This window comes from Actinocorallia lasiicapitis, from assembly GCF_054778695.1.
This window is the reverse complement of record NZ_BAAGZI010000103.1, coordinates 1-17087: the sequence shown is the minus strand read 5'-3', so window position 1 is coordinate 17087 and position 17087 is coordinate 1. Positions and strand designations below refer to the sequence as shown.

Genomic DNA, 17087 nt, shown 5'->3' with positions numbered 1-17087 from the left:
CGAGCAGGCCGTCGGCGGGGGCGCCGGAGGGGCGGGCGGCGGCGGCGCGCCACCGGTCGAGCCGGTCTTGGGCCTCGGTGAGCTGCGGAGCGGTCCACTCCCAGTCGGAGCGGTAGTGGTGGTTCAGCAGGACCAGGCGGATCGCCATCGGGTCGGTGCCGTCGCGGCGCAGCCGGGACACGAACACCAGGTTGCCGCGGGACTTGGACATCTTCTCGCCGTCGAGGCCGACCATCCCGGCGTGCACGTAGGCCTTGGCGTGGGGTGTGGCGCCGGTGGCGGTCTGGGCGTGGGAGGCGCCCATCTCGTGGTGGGGGAAGGCCAGGTCGCTGCCGCCGCCCTCCAGGTCGAACGCCATGCCGAGGTAGCGCAGGGAGATCGCGGTGCACTCGATGTGCCAGCCGGGCCGTCCCTTGCCGAAGGGTGAGTCCCAGCCGGGTTCGCCGGGCCGCTGCGCCAGCCAGAGCAGGGCGTCGAGCGGGTCGCGCTTGCCGGGCCGGTCGGGGTCGCCGCCGCGCTCGGCGAACAGCTTCAGCATGTCGGCGACGGGCAGCCCGGCGACCTGGCCGAAGGCGGGGTCGGCGCTGACGGGGAAGTAGAGGTCGCCGTCGACGTCGTAGGCCAGGCCGCGGTCCTTCAGCTCGCCGATCAGCTCGACGATCATCGGGATGGCCTCGACGGCGCCGATGTAGTGGGCGGGCGGCAGGACCCGCAGCGCGGTCATGTCCTCGCGGAACAGTTCGATCTCGCGTTCGGCGAGGTCCTGCCAGTCGACGCCGGTCGCGTCGGCCCGCTCCAGCAGCGGGTCGTCGATGTCGGTGGCGTTCTGGACGTAGAGGACGTCGTGGCCCGCGTCGCGCCAGACCCGGTTGGCGAGGTCGAACGCCACATAGGTGTTGGCGTGGCCCATGTGGGTGGCGTCGTAGGGGGTGATGCCGCAGACGTACATCCGGGCGGTGCCGTCGGGCGCGGTCTCGGCGAGCGCCCTGGTCCCGGTGTCGTGCACCTTCAGTGCCGGGCCGGGACCGGGCAGGCCCAGATCGGTGAGCCGGGGGACCACGGGAGCAGACCAGGATCGCATGGTGGCCAGCTTATCCGGATGGCCCGAATTGATCAGACGGGTGGTTCGGTGCCGCGGCGGCGCAGGTACCGCTCGAACTCGCGGGCGATGGACTCGCCGGTCGCCTCGGGCAGCTCGGCGGCGTCCTTCTGCTCCTCCAGGGCGCGGACGTACTCGGCGACCTCGGAGTCCTGTTCGGCCAGCTCGTTGACGCCGGCCTCCCAGGCGCGGGACGCCTCGGGCAGTTCGCCGAGCGGGATGGTGACGTCGAGGAGGTCTTCGACCCGGCGCAGCAGGGCCAGGGTGGCCTTGGGCGACGGCGGGCTCGACACGTAGTGCGGGACGGCCGCCCACAGCGACACGGTGGCCATGCCGAGGCGGGAGCAGCTGTCCTGCAGCACCCCCAGGATCCCGGTGGGGCCCTCGTAGCGGGACGGTTCGAGGTCGAGGACCTTGGCGAGGCCCGCGTCGGTGGCGGCTCCGGTGACCGGGACCGGCCGGGTGTGCGGGGCGTCGGCCAGCAGCGCGCCGACCAGGACCGCGGTCTTCACGCCGAGCCCGGTGAGCACGTCGGTGATCTCGCGGCAGAACGCGCGCCAGCGCATGTTCGGTTCGATGCCGTGCAGCAGCACGACGTCGCGGCCCGAGGGGAGCTTGGCGACGGAGATCCGGGTGGTCGGCCAGACGATGCGGCGCTCGTCGGTCTCCTCGTCGAACTCCACGAGGGGACGGGTGACCTGGAAGTCGTAGTAGTCGTCCGGGTCCAGCTCCGCGATCTGCCGGGCGTTCCAGCTCTCCGCGAGGTGGGTGATCACCCCGCTGGCCGCTTCGCCCGCATCGTTCCAGCCTTCGAACGCGGCGACCAGGACCGGATCGTTGAGCTCCGGCACGGACTCGAGCTCTGGCACACGGCCTCCTAACCGGGGGTGACGAAGATCGGAGTCTCTCTCAGCCTACGTCCTTCTTCTGGTGTCCTACCCGCCGGAGAGCCCGGCATCCCTGGTGCGGCAGGGATTGCCGGGGCTGACCCGGCTACTTGCCGTCGGTCGTGTGGACGATCAGGACGTCCACGGGCGACTTGTGCGACAGGTTCGCCGGGACCGAGCCGAGCAGCCGTCCGGCGAGGCTGTTGAGGCCGCGGTTGCCGACGACGACGAGGTCGACGGCGCGGTCCCTGGCCACGTTGGTCAGCACGTCGACGGCGTCGCCTTCGAGGGCGACCTCCTGGACGTCCTTGGCGCCCGCGGCGATGGCGCGTTCCCGTGCGGCCCGCAGGACGTCCTCGGCGGGGGTGGCGCCCTGGACCTTGTAGGCCAGGTCGCCGAGGGTGTCGGCTGCCGCGAGACGGTCCTTCTCGGGCATGGGGTGGTAGGCGGAGACCAGGACCAGGGTCGCTCCCGTGTCGCCGGCCAGGCTGGCGGCCTTGTCCACGGCCCGGAAGGACGTCGCGGAACCATCGGTTCCGACGAGGATGGACCGGTATGTCATGGGGGGTGCTCCTTACCAGTCGGTAGTTGTCCGGGGAACGCTACTACGCGGCCAGCTCCCTTAAAATCCGGATACGTGACTCTTCAGGCGGTTTTCTGTGATCTCGACGGCACTCTGATCAACTCCGAGCCCCAGTGGCTGGCGGTGGAGCACGAGGTCATGGAGTGGCTGGAGGGGCCGTGGAGCGAGGCCCACCAGGACCAGATCGTGGGCGGGTCGCTCTGGCCGGCCGTCGACTACATGCTCTCCCTGGCCGGCCGGCCGCAGCCCCGCGAGCTGGTCGCCGAGCGGATCCTCGATCTGATGTACGAGCGGATGTCGAGCGGGGTCGCGGTGCTGCCGGGAGCCAAGGAGCTGCTCGCCGAGATCGGCGGCGCGGGCGTCCCGATGGCGTTGGTCACCTCGACGGTCCGCCGGCTGGCCGACCCCGCGATCGACGCCCTCGGCCGCGACCTGTTCGCGGTGACGGTCTGCGGCGATGAGGTGGAGTTCACCAAGCCGCACCCCGAGCCCTATCTGAAGGCGGCCCGGCTGCTGGGGGTCGATCCGGCCCGCGCGGTGGTGCTGGAGGACTCGCCGACCGGGGTGGCGGCGGGCGAGGCCGCGGGCTGCGTGGTGGTCGCGGTGCCGGGGATCGTGCCGATCCCGCCGGGCCCGTCCCGGACGGTCGTCCCGTCGCTGGAGCAGGTGTCCCTGGCCGGTCTGGGGGAACTCCTCAGGGAGCGGCTCGTTCTCCCCTAGGGGTGCGAACCCTTCCGGCGGAGGATGGGCAGGCCGGTCCCCCGCGAGAGCATGGCGGCATGGCGGTAAGGCCGTCCAGGGGAGTTGAGAGAGATGAGTGACGCGCTTCTGTTCGCGATCAGTCTGGCGGTCACGGCCCTCGGGCTGTTCGGTAGCTGGCGGGCGGCCCGCACCCGGGGTCTGGCGTCGGGGGCCCGCGGCGCCGCCTGGTCCCTGGTGCCGTTGGGCTTCTATCTGACGGGCCTGACGGAGTTCCTGAGCGAGCTGGTGCTGAGCCCCGCCAAATGGGCGGGTGTGGCGCTGCTGGGGGTTTCGGGCGTCCTGTACGTGGTCTCGGGAGTGAAGCTGCGCACACCGGCGGCGCCGAAGGACGTCAAGCCGCGGTCCCGTCCGGCTGTTTCCGGTCCGTCTGGTGCTTCGGCGGACCCTGCAAACCTTGGTGATGATCTGGGGGACATCGAGGAGATTCTTCGGCGGAGGGGCATCAACTAGGAACTTTTTCCGCCACTACCACAGCAACAGGAGAACCTGCGTATGGGACGCCCATGCGCAGGTTTTTCTGGTCTCAAGGGGGACTCGCTACGGTAAATCTTCCTGTGATCTTGTCGTGTGAGTTGCAACTCATAACGGAACTACGGATAACCTCCCTCCATCACGTCCGAAATTGGGACGCGGTGGGCGTCGCGGGGCGACCCGCGCACCGCACCCACCGGAGGACGTGTCATTGGACGGTAACTTTCTGTTAAGTGGGCCGTCTTACGTGCTCAGGACCAGCGCGAACGCCGGTACAAGGGGGCACGTACACCTCGGCTGGCACAGCCGCTGGTGTCACGGTGGCAGGGGAGGAAACTGGCGTGACAGCGCCTCTTGATGTTTCGAAGGGCGGGCCCGAGGCCCGTCCTGACGGCGTCCCTCAGGGCGTCGACAAGAAGGCCATCCAGGGCCGCTCCCTGGGCCAGATCGCCTGGATGCGCCTGAAGCGCGACAAGGCGGCGCTCGCGGGCGCCGTCGTGATCGTGCTCCTCGTCGTCGTGGCGCTCATCGGGCCGTTCTTCCTGCAGGACCCGAACGCCTACAACCAGAACCTGATCGACCCGACCTACCAGCGCCCCTGGGGCGGCTGGCTGAACTCGGGCATCAGCGCCGACCACTGGTTCGGCGTCGAGCCGAACACGGGCCGCGACATGCTGTCGCGGATCGTGTCCGGGGCGCGGATCTCGCTTCTGGTGGCGTTCCTGGCGACCTTGATCTCGGTCGTCATCGGCACGGTCCTCGGCGTCATCGCCGGCTACTTCGGCGGCATCGTCGACACGATCATCAGCCGCTCCATGGACGTGTTCCTGGCGTTCCCGCTGCTGCTGTTCGCGATCGCCCTGGTCGGTGTCATGCCCGACCAGGTGGGTTTCCTCAAGGGCAACGGCCTGCGCATCTGGGTGCTGATCTTCGTGATCGGCTTCTTCGCCTGGCCCTACATCGGCCGGATCGTCCGCGGTCAGACCCTGACGTTGCGGGAGCGTGAGTTCGTCGACGCCTCCCGGAGCCTGGGCGCCAGCCACTTCTACGTGATCTTCAGGGAAGTGCTGCCGAACCTGATCGCGCCGATCCTCGTCTACTCGACGCTGCTGATCCCCACGAACATCCTGTTCGAGGCGGCCCTGTCGTTCCTGGGCGTCGGCGTCACCCCGCCGACCCCGTCCTGGGGCGGGATGCTCACCCTCGCGGTGCCCACGTACCAGAACACGCCGTTCTACATGATCATCCCCGGCATGGCCATCTTCATCACGGTCATGGCCTTCAACCTGCTCGGGGACGGGCTGCGTGACGCGCTCGACCCCCGTGCCCGGTGAACCTCTCTCGGTTCATGTCTCTCCCTGTTGGTTCCCAGAAGGGTGCGTTCCGCACTATGAACAAGATCCAGATCGGTGGCTCCATCGCCGCCGCCGCGGTCCTCGCAGCCGGGCTCACCGCCTGCGGCGACAGCAAGTCGGGCGACAGCGGCTCGAGCTCCACCTCCGTGGCGAAGGCCGACGCGGCCAACACCTCGGTCGTCAACGCCTCGGACAAGACCGGTGGCGAGCTCAAGTTCGCGATGTCCAGCGACTGGGACTCGCCGGACCCCGGTGACACCTACTACGCCTACGCGTGGAACTTCGCCCGGAACTACGCCCGCGCGCTGGTCACCTTCAAGGAGGCCCCGGGCAAGGCCGGTCTCGAGCTCACCGGCGACCTCGCCGAGGGCCTGGGCGAGTCGTCCAACGGCGGCAAGACCTGGACCTACAAGCTCCGCAAGGGCGTGAAGTACGAGGACGGCACCGAGGTCAAGGCCGCGGACGTCAAGTACGCGGTGGAGCGCTCCAACTTCACCTCCGAGCTCCAGCTCGGCCCGAAGTACTTCAAGCAGTACCTGGTCGACAACCCGGGCGGTTACAAGGGCCCGTACAAGGACAAGACCGGCGACCTGAAGTCGATCCAGACTCCGGACGACTACACGATCGTGTTCAACCTGAACACGCCGTTCGCCGAGTTCGACTACCTGGCGACCATGCCGCAGACCGCTCCGGTCCCGGCCGCCAAGGACAAGGGCCTCAACTACAAGAAGTCCATCGTCTCCACCGGCCCGTACAAGATCGACTCGTACGAGATCGGCAAGGCGATGAAGCTGTCGCGCAACCCGAACTGGAGCAAGGACACCGACCCGCTCCGCAAGGCGCTGCCGGACACCATCTCCGTCGCCCTGAACCAGAACCAGGACGACATCGACAACCGGCTGATGTCGGGCGCGCTCGACGTCGACCTGTCGGGTGCGGGCGTCTCGACCGCGGCCCAGCCGAAGGTCCTGAGCAACGCCAACCAGAAGAAGAACAGCGACGTCGCCACCGGCGGCACGCTGACCTACATGGCGATCGACACCACCGTCGCGCCGTTCACGAACACCGCGTGCCGCAAGGCCGTGCAGTTCGCGGTCGACAAGACCTCGGTGCAGACCGGTCTGGGCGGCCCGCTGGCCGGTGGCTCGCTGGCCTCGACCATCCTGCCGCCGACCGTCGCCGGCTACCAGAAGTTCGACCTGTACCCGTCGGCCAACAACGCCGGTGACGTCGACAAGGCCAAGGAGCAGCTGACCGCGTGCGGCAAGGCCGGTGGCTTCTCCACCACGCTGACCGCCCGCGCCGACCGTCCGAAGGAGATGGCGGCGGCCCAGGCCGTGCAGCAGTCCCTCGCCAAGGCCGGGATCAAGGTCAGCATCAAGTCCTACCCGTCGGGTGACTACTTCACCAAGTACGCCGGTGCGCCGTCGTTCGTGAAGCAGAACAACATCGGTCTGATCATGATGAAGTGGGGCGCCGACTGGCCGTCCGGCTTCGGTTTCCTCCAGCAGATCCTCGACGGTGCGGCGATCAAGCCGGCCGGTAACACGAACCTGTCGGAGACCAACAACAAGACGGTCAACGACCTGTTCACCTCCTCGACGCAGGAGACGGACACCACCAAGCGCAACGACATGTACGCGCAGATCGACAAGACGGTCATGGAGTCGGGCGACCTGGTCCCCTTCACCTACGCTAACCAGCTCCTGTACCGCCCGGAGAACGTCACCAACGTCTTCGTGACCGAGGCGTACAGCGGCCAGTACAGCTACCTGAACATGGGCGTGAAGTAACGCACCCCGCCAGGTAGCCCGAGTAGTTCGCAGTACCCAGCTCGTCTGTTCAACGCAAGAAGGCTCATCACCGCAGAAGGCAGGTGAAGGCCGAATGACCGCGCGGTCCCCGGGTTCTCCCGGGGGCCGCGCGGCCCGGGCCGCTCCCAGTGTTTGCATTCATCGTCAGGCGCCTCTTCGGCGCGGTCGCCATGCTGGCCATCGTCACCATGGTCACGTTCGGCATCTTCTTCCTCCTGCCGAAGCTTGCGGGACAGACCACCGATCAGCTCGCCGCCAGTTACGTCGGTAAGGCCCCCACGGCCGAGGCGATCGTCGAGACCAAGGAACGTCTGGGCCTCGACGACCCGATCACCGTCCAGTACTGGCATTTCGTCAAGGGCATCTTCGTCGGGCAGGACTTCAACAGCGGCCCGTCGGTCGAGCACTGCTCGGCGCCCTGTCTCGGCTACTCCTTCCGCAACAGCGAACCGGTCCTGCCGACGCTGATCGACCGCGCGCCGGTGACCGTTTCCCTGGCGTTCGGCGCGTCGATCATCTGGCTGGTCACCGGTGTCGGCATCGGCGTCATCTCGGCGCTGCGCCGCGGCTCCCTGTTCGACCGGCTGTCCATGGCCGTCGCGCTGGCGGGTGTCTCGCTGCCCATCTACTTCACCGGCCTGGTGTCGCTGGCCGTCTTCTCCTACTGGCTGAAGATCTGGCCGGACGGCGTCAGCTATGTGCCGTTCACCGAGAACCCGGCCGAGTGGGCGTACATGCTGATCCTGCCGTGGGTGACGCTGGCGTTCCTGTACGCCGCCCTCTACGCGAGGCTCACCCGCGCGGGGATGCTCGAGACCCTCAACGAGGACTACATCCGCACGGCGCGCGCCAAGGGCCTGCCCGAACGCACCGTGATCACCCGGCACGCGCTGCGCGCGTCGCTGACCCCCATCCTCACGATCTTCGGTCTGGACCTGGGCCTGCTGCTCGGCGGCGCGGTCCTCACCGAGAAGACCTTCAGCCTGCCGGGTCTGGGTTCGCTGTCGATCGACTCGATCTCGAGCGGCGACCTGCCCATGGTGATGGGCGTGGTGCTGCTGGCGACGATCTTCATCGTGTTCGCCAGCCTGATCGTGGACATTCTTTACGCCGTCGTCGACCCCAGGGTGAGGCTGAGCTAAGTGAGCACCGCACACCACGAGATCCCCGACGCCACTCCGGTCGGCGCGGGCAAGCCCGAGTCCTTCCTCGAGGTCCGCGACCTCAAGATCCACTTCCCGACCGACGACGGTCTGGTGAAGTCGGTCGACGGGCTGAACTTCCAGCTCGAGCGCGGCCAGACCCTCGGCATCGTCGGCGAGTCCGGTTCGGGCAAGTCGGTGACGAGCCTGGGCATCCTCGGCCTGCACAACCGGAAGAACGCGAACGTCTCCGGCGAGATCTGGCTGGACGGCAAGGAGCTGGTCGGGGCCGACCCCGACGAGGTCCGCAGGCTGCGCGGCAAGAACATGGCCATGATCTTCCAGGACCCGCTGTCGTCGATGCACCCGTTCTACTCGGTGGGCGCGCAGATCATCGAGGCGTACCGGATCCACAACAGCGTGTCGAAGCAGGCGGCCCGCAAGCACGCCATCGACATGCTCGGCCGGGTCGGCATCCCGACCCCCGAGAAGCGCATCGACGACTACCCGCACCAGTTCTCCGGCGGTATGCGGCAGCGCGCGATGATCGCGATGGCGCTGTCGTGCGACCCCGAGCTGCTGATCGCCGACGAGCCGACCACGGCTCTGGACGTCACCGTGCAGGCCCAGATCCTGGACCTGCTGCGCGATCTTCAGCAGGAGTTCAACTCCGCGATCATCATGATCACCCACGACCTCGGCGTGGTCGCCGAGCTGTCGGACCGGATCATGGTGATGTACGGCGGCCGCTCCATCGAGCAGGGCACCGTCCAGGAGCTGTTCCACAGCCCGCAGCACCCCTACACCTGGGGTCTGCTCGGTTCGATGCCGCGGCTGGACCGCGAGCGCACTGACCGGCTGATGCCGGTCAAGGGCTCGCCGCCTTCGCTGATCAACCTGCCGTCGGGCTGCGCTTTCCACCCGCGGTGCGCCTACGCCGACCTGACCGGCGGGAAGAGCATGACCGTCCGGCCTGAGCTGGAGTACACCGGCCAGGGCCAGCACCGGGTCGCCTGCCACCTGACCGCCGAGCAGCGCCAGCAGATCTGGGAGACCCAGATCAGGCCGAACCTCTGAGGAAGACGAAGATGTCAGACAACCTGCTCGAGGTCACCGACCTGCAGAAGCACTTCCCGGTCCACGCCGGTCTGCTGCGCCGGCAGGTCGCGGCGGTCAAGGCCGTCGACGGCGTCAGCTTCTCGGTCCGCAAGGGCGAGACGCTCGGTCTGGTGGGGGAGTCGGGCTGCGGCAAGACCACCACCGGCCGGATGATCATGAAGCTGCTCGAGCCGACGGCCGGCAGCATCAGGTTCGAGGGCCAGGACATCACCAAGCTGTCGCAGGGCGCGATGCGCCCGCTCCGCCGCGACATCCAGATGATCTTCCAGGACCCGTACTCGTCGCTGAACCCGCGTAAGACGGTCGGCTCGATCGTCGGCGCACCCTACGCGCTGCAGAACATCCAGACCCCGCACGGCACCAAGAAGGCCGTCCAGGAGCTCCTGGAGCTGGTGGGCCTCAACCCCGAGCACTACAACCGGTACCCGCACGAGTTCTCCGGCGGGCAGCGGCAGCGCATCGGGATCGCCCGGACCCTGGCGCTCAAGCCGAAGCTGATCGTCGCCGACGAGCCGGTCTCCGCGCTGGACGTGTCGATCCAGGCGCAGGTCGTCAACCTGCTGGAGGACCTGCAGGCGGAGCTGGGCCTGACCTACGTGGTCATCGCCCACGACCTGTCGGTGGTCCGGCACATCTCCGACCGGGTCGGCGTCATGTACCTGGGCCGGATGGTGGAGGTCGCCGACCAGGCCGACCTGTACACGCGGCCGATGCACCCGTACACCAACGCGCTGCTGTCGGCGGTGCCCGTCCCGGATCCGAGCGCCCGCAAGGACCGGGAGCGGATCCGGCTGACCGGTGACGTGCCGTCGCCGCTGAACCCGCCGTCCGGCTGCCACTTCCACACCCGCTGCTGGAAGGCGCAGGAGATCTGCAAGACCCAGCAGCCGCCGCTGCTGGAGCTGAGGCGCGACCACCAGGTGGCCTGCCACTTCCCGGAGAACGCCGAAGACTAGCCGGTCGTGCGTACGGGCGGTGGGTGAGCCGCCGCCCGATCGAGACCTTCTTAACAGTCCCGTGTGACAGGACGATGTCCGGGCGGTCGCCTGTGTTTCCGGACATCGTCGCTGGTACCGCGGCCTTCGGGGGGAAAGAGTTCGCCGCCGGCCTGACAACTGGACATCGCAACGAAACGGACATGGAGTGCCTGGTGCGCTCTATGTCCGTTTCTTTGTCAGGGTGCAGTTTTTGTCAGGCAACGGGGACATCACGATCTAGATACGGGGGCTGGCGCCCGGCCCCTTGCGGCACCAGATTCGCTTCGGACAGGCAATTACTTTCCGGTAGGGCGGTCGAGCCCGCCGCCCGCAGGCGTGTCACAAGCACGAGGGCGGCGCGGGTGAGGCCTCGGCGATGAAGCCGGCCGGGTGTGGAGGTTCGTGAAGCGTGGCCGCACCGATCGAGGTGTCCGGGTCTGAGACTGAGGCCCACCCTGAAGACCTGCTCAAGGGCATCAGTGGCAAGGCCATCGAAGGGCGGTCCCTGCGACAGATCGCCTGGTTGAGGCTGAAGCGCGACAAGGTCGCGCTGGGCGGCGGTGTCACCGTGCTCGGGCTGATCCTGTTCGCGGTGCTCGGCCCGTTCGTCCTGCAGGACCCGAACCTCTACCACCAGGAGCTGATCGACCCGACCTACCAGCGCCCGTGGGGCGGCTGGCTGCACTCGGGCATCAGCTGGGACCACCTGCTGGGCGTCGAGCCGACGACCGGCCGCGACATGCTGGCGCGGATCGCGTCCGGCGCGCAGATCTCGCTGCTCATCGCGTTCGTCGCGACCCTGATGTCGGTGGTCATCGGCACGGTCCTGGGGATCACGGCCGGCTACTTCGGCGGCATCGTCGACACGATCATCAGCCGGGCCATGGACGTGTTCCTGGCGTTCCCGCTGCTGCTGTTCGCGATCGCCCTGGTCGGCGTCATCCCCGACGAGATCGGCCCGGTGAAGGGCAACGGCCTGCGGATCTGGGTGCTGATCTTCGTGATCGGCTTCTTCGCCTGGCCCTACATCGGCCGGATCGTCCGCGGTCAGACGCTCACCCTGCGGGAGCGTGAGTTCGTCGACGCCTCCCGGAGCCTGGGCGCCAGCCACTTCTATGTGATCTTCCGCGAGATCCTGCCGAACCTGATCGCCCCGATCCTCGTCTACTCGACGCTGCTGATCCCCACGAACATCCTGTTCGAGGCGGCCCTGTCGTTCCTGGGCGTCGGCGTCACCCCGCCCACCCCGTCGTGGGGCGGGACGCTGACCCTCGCGGTGCCCACCTACCAGAACACCCCGTTCTACATGGTGGTCCCCGGTATGGCGATCTTCATCACCGTGCTGGCCTTCAACCTTCTGGGGGACGGGCTGCGCGACGCACTCGACCCCCGTTCCCGCTGAGCCATCCCCTCGGTTCAGGTTCTCTCCCCCCTGTGAAAGGAAGTGCGAAAGCACATGAAAATGACACGATCGTTCGCCGCGGCCGCGGCGGGTGTCCTTCTCGTCTCGGGCCTCGCGGCCTGTGGCGGGGACTCCGAGGAGAAGAAGCCGGGCACCGGCTCCGAAGGCGCCTCCGGTTTCAACGCCGCCATCACCGGCATGGTGAACCCGTCGGAGAAGAAGGGCGGCACGCTCCGCTTCGCCGACTCCGACGACTGGGACTCGCCGGACCCCGGTGACACGTACTACGCGTTCTCCCAGAACTTCGCCCGGATCTACAGCCGCGCGCTGATGACTTTCAGCCCGCAGCCGGGCACGGAGAGCCTGAAGGTCGTTCCCGACCTCGCCGAGGCGCCGGGTGTGGTGGGTCCTGACGGCAAGACCTGGACTTACAAGATCCGCAAGGGTGTGAAGTTCGACGACGGCACCGAGGTCAAGGCCGCCGACGTCAAGTACGCGGTCGAGCGCTCCAACTTCACCGCCGAACTGCAGCTCGGTCCGAAGTACTTCAAGCAGTACCTGGTCGACAACCCGGGCGGCTACAAGGGCCCGTACAAGGACAAGTCCCCTGAGGGCCTGAAGTCCATCGAGACCCCGGACGACTACACGATCGTCTTCCACCTGAACGCGCCGTTCGCCGAGTTCGACTACATCACCACGATGCAGACGCAGCCGGTCCCGCGCGCCAAGGACAAGGGTCTGCAGTACCAGAAGGCCATCGTCTCCTCCGGCCCGTACAAGATCGACTCGTACGAGCGCGGCAAGAGCATGAAGCTGTCCCGCAACCCGCACTGGGACCAGGCGACCGACCCGATCCGCAAGGCGCTGCCCGACAACATCGACGTCGCGCTCAAGCAGAACGCGGACGACCTGGACAACAAGCTGCTGTCCGGCGCCATCGACATGGACATCGCGGGCACCGGCGTGCAGGGCGCGGCCCAGCCGAAGGTCCTGACCAACGCCTCCAACAAGGCGCTGTCGGACAACGTGACCGCCGGCTTCCTGCGGTACCTCGCGGTCAACAAGAACGTGAAGCCGCTGGACAACGTCCACTGCCGCCGCGCCGTGGCGTACGCGACCGACAAGGTCGCCGCGCAGACCGGTTACGGAGGCCCGGTGGCCGGTGGTGAGATCGCCACGACGATCCTGCCGCCGACCGTCACCGGCTACGTCAAGGCCGACCGCTACCCGGTCGGCGCCGACAACCACGGCGACCTCGCCAAGGCCAAGGAAGAGCTCGCCGCCTGCGGCCAGCCCAACGGCTTCTCCACCAAGATCTCCGCTCGCGCCGACCGTCCGAAGGAAGTCGCGGCCGCTCAGGGTGTGCAGCAGGGTCTGGCGAAGGTCGGCATCAAGGCCGAGATCAAGCAGGTCCCGGCCGGTGACTACTTCAACAAGTACGCCGGTGCGCCCAAGTGGGTCCACGACAACGGCGTCGGCCTCATGTTCATGGCGTGGGCCGCTGACTGGCCGTCGGGCTTCGGCTTCCTCCAGCAGGTCGTCGACAGCCGCGTGATCAAGCCGTCCGGTAACACCAACCTGCAGGAGACCAACCTGCCCGAGGTGGACACCCTGCTCGACGACGCGGCCAAGAACCCCGACATCAAGGCGCGCGAGGCCAACTACACCAAGATCGACCAGGCCGTCATGGAAGACGCCGGCATCATTCCGCTGGTGTACGCCAAGCTGCTGCTGTTCCGTCCGGCCAACGTCACCAACGTGGCGGTGACCGCGGGCTACGGCGGCATGTACGACTACCTGAACATGGGTCTCAAGTAGTTCCCATCCGACCGTCACCACCGCGTTCGTAGAAGGCAGGTGAAGGCCGGAGGGCGGCCGGGCCCACAAGGCCCGGCCGCCCGTGGCCGAAGCTCGTGTTCACTTTCATCATCAGGCGGCTGCTGGGTGCCGTGGCGATGCTGCTCATCGTCACCATGGTCACTTTCGGCATCTTCTTCGTCCTGCCGAAGCTGGCCGGTCAGAGCACCGATCAGCTGGCGGCGAGTTATGTCGGCAAGGCCCCGACGGCCGAGGCCATCGCCGACACCAAGGAGCGGCTGCACCTCGACGACCCGCTGATCGTCCAGTACGGGCGGTTCGTGAAGGGCATCGTCGCGGGCCAGGACTTCAACAACGGTCCGAGCATCCAGCACTGCGCGGCCCCGTGCCTGGGCTTCTCCTTCCGCAACTCCGAGCCGGTGTTGCCCACCCTCATCGACCGCGCACCGGTGACGATCTCACTGGCGGTCGGGGCGTCGGTGATCTGGCTCGTGATGGGCGTCGGCATCGGCGTGCTGTCCGCGCTGCGCCGTGGCAGCAAGTTCGACAGGCTCGCGATGACGACCGCGCTCGCGGGCGTCTCGCTGCCGATCTACTTCACCGGTCTGCTGTCGCTGGCGGTCTTCGCCTACGGGTTGAAGATCTGGCCGGAGGGCGTCGTCTACAAGCCCTTCACGGAGAATCCGGCGGACTGGGCTTTCAATCTGATCCTCCCGTGGGTGACGCTGGCGTTCCTGTACGCCGCTCTCTACGCGAGGCTCACCCGGGCGGGGATGCTGGAGATCCTCAACGAGGACTACATCCGCACCGCCCGCGCGAAGGGGCTTCCGGAGAAGGTCGTGGTGACCAGGCACGCGCTGCGCGCGACGCTGACCCCGATCCTCACCGTGTTCGGTCTGGACCTGGGCCTGCTGCTCGGCGGCGCGGTGCTCACCGAGAGCACGTTCGGTTTCGCCGGTCTGGGCGCGCTTTCGGTCCAGTCCATTCTCTCCGGTGACCTGCCGATGGTGATGGGCGTCGTGCTGGTCGCGACGATCTTCATCGTGTTCGCCAGCCTCATCGTGGACGTTCTCTACGCGGTGATCGACCCGAGGGTGAGGCTCAGCTGATGAGCACTGACGACAAGATGCCGCGTGAGGAGCTGGCGGGCGCGCACGCGCCGGAGCCGGCCAGTACCCCCGCGCCGGCCTCGTTCCTCGAGGTCCGCGACCTCAAGATCCACTTCCCGACCGACGACGGTCTGGTGAAGTCCGTCGACGGTCTGTCGTTCAAGCTGGAGCGCGGCCGCACCCTGGGGATCGTCGGCGAGTCCGGTTCGGGCAAGTCGGTGACGAGCCTGGGCATCCTCGGTCTGCACAACCGGAGGAACGCCAGGGTCTCGGGCGAGATCTGGCTGGACGGCAACGAGCTGGTCGGCGCGAGCCCGGATCAGGTGCGCCGGTTGCGCGGCAAGAACATGGCGATGATCTTCCAGGATCCGCTGTCGTCGATGCACCCGTTCTACACGGTCGGCGCGCAGATCATCGAGGCGTACCGGATCCACAACGCCGTCTCCAAGTCGGTCGCGCGCAAGCATGCCATCGACATGCTGGGCCGGGTCGGCATCCCCACGCCGGAGAAGCGGGTGGACGACTATCCGCACCAGTTCTCCGGCGGTATGCGGCAGCGCGCGATGATCGCGATGGCGCTGTCGTGCGACCCCGAGCTGCTGATCGCCGACGAGCCGACCACGGCTCTGGACGTCACCGTGCAGGCCCAGATCCTGGACCTGCTGCGCGATCTTCAGCAGGAGTTCAACTCCGCGATCATCATGATCACCCACGATCTCGGCGTGGTCGCCGAGCTCGCCGACGACGTCCTGGTGATGTACGGCGGCAACAGCGTGGAGTACGGCACGGTCGACGAGGTGTTCCACCAGCCGCTGCACCCCTACACGTGGGGTCTGCTGGGGTCGATGCCGCGGATGGACAGGGACCGCACCGAACGGCTGCTGCCGATCAAGGGTTCGCCGCCGTCGCTGATCAACCTGCCGTCGGGCTGCGCCTTCCACCCGCGCTGCGCCTACGCGTCGCTGAACGGCGGGAAGAGCGAGACCGAGGTGCCGCTGGTGCGGGAGCTGACGCCGGGCCACAAGGCCGCCTGCCATCTGCCGCTGGAGCGGCGCCGGGAAATCTGGGACGAAGAGATCAGGCCGAAGCTGTGACTGAAGAGACTGTGAGCACGGTCAAGGGGCCCGCGCCGGCGGGGGACGCCCTGCTGCGCGTCGAGGGGCTGCGCAAGCACTTCCCGGTGCACGCCGGTCTGCTGCGCCGGCAGGTCGCGGCGGTCAAGGCCGTCGACGGGGTGAGTTTCTCGGTCCGCAAGGGCGAGACGCTGGGTCTGGTGGGGGAGTCGGGCTGCGGCAAGACCACCACCGGCCGGATGATCATGAAGTTGCTGGAGTCGACGTCCGGTTCGATCTTCTTCGAGGGCCGCGACATCACCAAGCTGTCGCAGGCCGGGATGCGTCCGCTGCGCCGCGACATCCAGATGATCTTCCAGGATCCGTATTCGTCGTTGAACCCGCGCAAGACCGTCGGTTCGATCGTCGGTGCACCGTTCGCCTTGCAGAACATTCAGACTCCGCACGGCACGAAGAAGGCCGTCCAGGAGCTGCTGGAGCTGGTCGGTCTCAACCCGGAGCACTACAACCGGTACCCGCACGAGTTCTCGGGCGGGCAGCGGCAGCGCATCGGGATCGCCCGCACCCTGGCGCTGCGGCCGAAGCTGATCGTGGCGGACGAGCCGGTGTCGGCGCTGGACGTGTCGATCCAGGCGCAGGTGGTGAACCTGCTGGAGGACCTGCAGGACGAACTGGGCCTGACCTATGTGGTCATCGCCCACGACCTGTCGGTGGTCCGGCACATCTCCGACCGGGTCGCGGTCATGTACCTCGGGAAGATCGTCGAGGTGGCGGACCGGGCCGACCTGTACACACGGCCCATGCACCCCTACACCACGGCGCTGCTGTCGGCGGTGCCGATCCCCGACCCGGGGGCGCGCCGCGACCGGGAACGGATCCGGCTGACCGGTGACGTCCCGTCGCCGCTGAACCCGCCGCCCGCCTGCAACTTCCACACGCGCTGCTGGAAGGCGCAGGTGATCTGCAAGGAGGTCGCGCCGCCGCTGGTGACCCTCGCGCCGAACCACGAGGTGGCGTGCCACTTCCCGGAGAACGCGCCGCAGGGGTACGTCGCCCCGGCGAGCTCGCCGCTGGTGAAGAAGGCCTGATTCCGGTTTTCCGGACTGCTTGATCTCGAACGATGCCCGCTCGTGCATGGCACGGGCGGGCATCGGCGCGTCCGGACCAGGATGAGACGGGTGCGCAGTTCCCTGGCCGTGCTGGCCCTGCTTGCGGTCTTCGCGGTGTCGGCCCCGCTGTGGGCGCGGTGGACGGGCCATCCGCCGCGCACGGCGTTCCCCGCCGAGGGGCTGCGGGCCGACGGCACTCCGGTGGGCCCCGGCCGGGTGTTCTGGCTGGGCGCCGACGATCTGGGCCGTGACGTGCTGGTGCGGGCGGCGTACGCGGCGCGGATGTCGCTGCTGACGGGGTCCGCGGCGGTATCGGTGACGAGTGTGGTGATCGTCGCGGCGGGGCAGATCCGGGCGAAGGCGCGGG

At 67.9% G+C, this 17087-nt stretch carries 15 protein-coding genes and 1 pseudogene; 13 read left to right on the top strand and 3 right to left on the bottom strand.

All coding sequences use genetic code 11. The features are described 5' to 3' along the window. The 3 genes from mshC to ACYVE7_RS14380 form a co-directional block, all read right to left on the bottom strand. Positions 1-1081: cysteine--1-D-myo-inosityl 2-amino-2-deoxy-alpha-D-glucopyranoside ligase (gene mshC / locus ACYVE7_RS14390; RefSeq protein WP_460365175.1), on the bottom strand; the 1081-nt coding region annotated here is incomplete at its 3' end. Between the two features lie 32 nt (positions 1082-1113). Continuing rightward, positions 1114-1968 carry a PAC2 family protein gene (locus ACYVE7_RS14385; RefSeq protein WP_460365174.1) on the bottom strand — a complete coding sequence of 285 codons (855 nt, stop codon included), beginning with the start codon at positions 1966-1968 and terminating at the stop codon, positions 1114-1116. A 124-nt stretch (positions 1969-2092) separates the two neighbouring features. Beyond that, positions 2093-2548 carry a universal stress protein gene (locus ACYVE7_RS14380; RefSeq protein ID WP_460365173.1) on the bottom strand — a complete coding sequence of 152 codons (456 nt, stop codon included), beginning with the start codon at positions 2546-2548 and terminating at the stop codon, positions 2093-2095. A 75-nt stretch (positions 2549-2623) separates the two neighbouring features. Here ACYVE7_RS14380 and ACYVE7_RS14375 point away from each other — a divergent pair, with 75 nt between their 5' ends. The 13 genes and pseudogenes from ACYVE7_RS14375 to ACYVE7_RS14315 all read left to right on the top strand — a co-directional run. Continuing rightward, complete coding sequence (locus ACYVE7_RS14375; RefSeq protein WP_460365172.1) at positions 2624-3289, top strand: HAD family hydrolase; 666 nt, start codon at positions 2624-2626, stop codon at positions 3287-3289. A 93-nt stretch (positions 3290-3382) separates the two neighbouring features. Further along, positions 3383-3781, top strand: coding sequence for a hypothetical protein (locus ACYVE7_RS14370; RefSeq protein ID WP_460365171.1), 399 nt, complete (start codon positions 3383-3385; stop codon positions 3779-3781). Positions 3782-4143: 362 nt separating this feature from the next. Then, on the top strand, positions 4144-5136 hold the full coding sequence (locus ACYVE7_RS14365) for an ABC transporter permease (RefSeq protein WP_460365170.1): 993 nt from the start codon (positions 4144-4146) through the stop codon (positions 5134-5136). 56 nt (positions 5137-5192) lie between these two features. Continuing rightward, positions 5193-6950 carry an ABC transporter substrate-binding protein gene (locus ACYVE7_RS14360; RefSeq protein ID WP_460365169.1) on the top strand — a complete coding sequence of 586 codons (1758 nt, stop codon included), beginning with the start codon at positions 5193-5195 and terminating at the stop codon, positions 6948-6950. A 149-nt stretch (positions 6951-7099) separates the two neighbouring features. Next, the gene (locus ACYVE7_RS14355; RefSeq protein WP_460365168.1) at positions 7100-8113 is read left to right on the top strand and encodes an ABC transporter permease; all 1014 of its coding nucleotides are present in this window, start codon (positions 7100-7102) and stop codon (positions 8111-8113) included. Further along, positions 8114-9190 carry an ABC transporter ATP-binding protein gene (locus ACYVE7_RS14350; RefSeq protein ID WP_460365167.1) on the top strand — a complete coding sequence of 359 codons (1077 nt, stop codon included), beginning with the start codon at positions 8114-8116 and terminating at the stop codon, positions 9188-9190. Positions 9191-9201: 11 nt separating this feature from the next. Next, on the top strand, positions 9202-10188 hold the full coding sequence (locus ACYVE7_RS14345) for an ABC transporter ATP-binding protein (RefSeq protein WP_460365166.1): 987 nt from the start codon (positions 9202-9204) through the stop codon (positions 10186-10188). A 430-nt stretch (positions 10189-10618) separates the two neighbouring features. After that, positions 10619-11611, top strand: a complete 993-nt coding sequence (locus tag ACYVE7_RS14340) for an ABC transporter permease (protein ID WP_460365165.1) — start codon at positions 10619-10621, stop codon at positions 11609-11611. Positions 11612-11665: 54 nt separating this feature from the next. Next, positions 11666-13429 (top strand): ABC transporter substrate-binding protein, encoded by a 1764-nt coding sequence (locus ACYVE7_RS14335; RefSeq protein ID WP_460365164.1) that lies wholly within the window; start codon positions 11666-11668, stop codon positions 13427-13429. Positions 13430-13524: 95 nt separating this feature from the next. Next, positions 13525-14538, top strand: a complete 1014-nt coding sequence (locus tag ACYVE7_RS14330; protein WP_460365163.1) for an ABC transporter permease — start codon at positions 13525-13527, stop codon at positions 14536-14538. After that, a complete protein-coding gene (locus ACYVE7_RS14325) occupies positions 14538-15632 on the top strand; it encodes an ABC transporter ATP-binding protein (RefSeq protein ID WP_460365162.1) in 1095 nt (364 codons plus the stop codon). The genes ACYVE7_RS14330 and ACYVE7_RS14325 overlap by 1 nt, the downstream gene beginning before the upstream one ends. Next, positions 15629-16699 carry an ABC transporter ATP-binding protein gene (locus ACYVE7_RS14320; RefSeq protein WP_460365161.1) on the top strand — a complete coding sequence of 357 codons (1071 nt, stop codon included), beginning with the start codon at positions 15629-15631 and terminating at the stop codon, positions 16697-16699. The genes ACYVE7_RS14325 and ACYVE7_RS14320 overlap by 4 nt, the downstream gene beginning before the upstream one ends. 90 nt (positions 16700-16789) lie before the next feature. Further along, positions 16790-17087, top strand: a pseudogene (locus tag ACYVE7_RS14315) (ABC transporter permease); the annotation flags it as partial.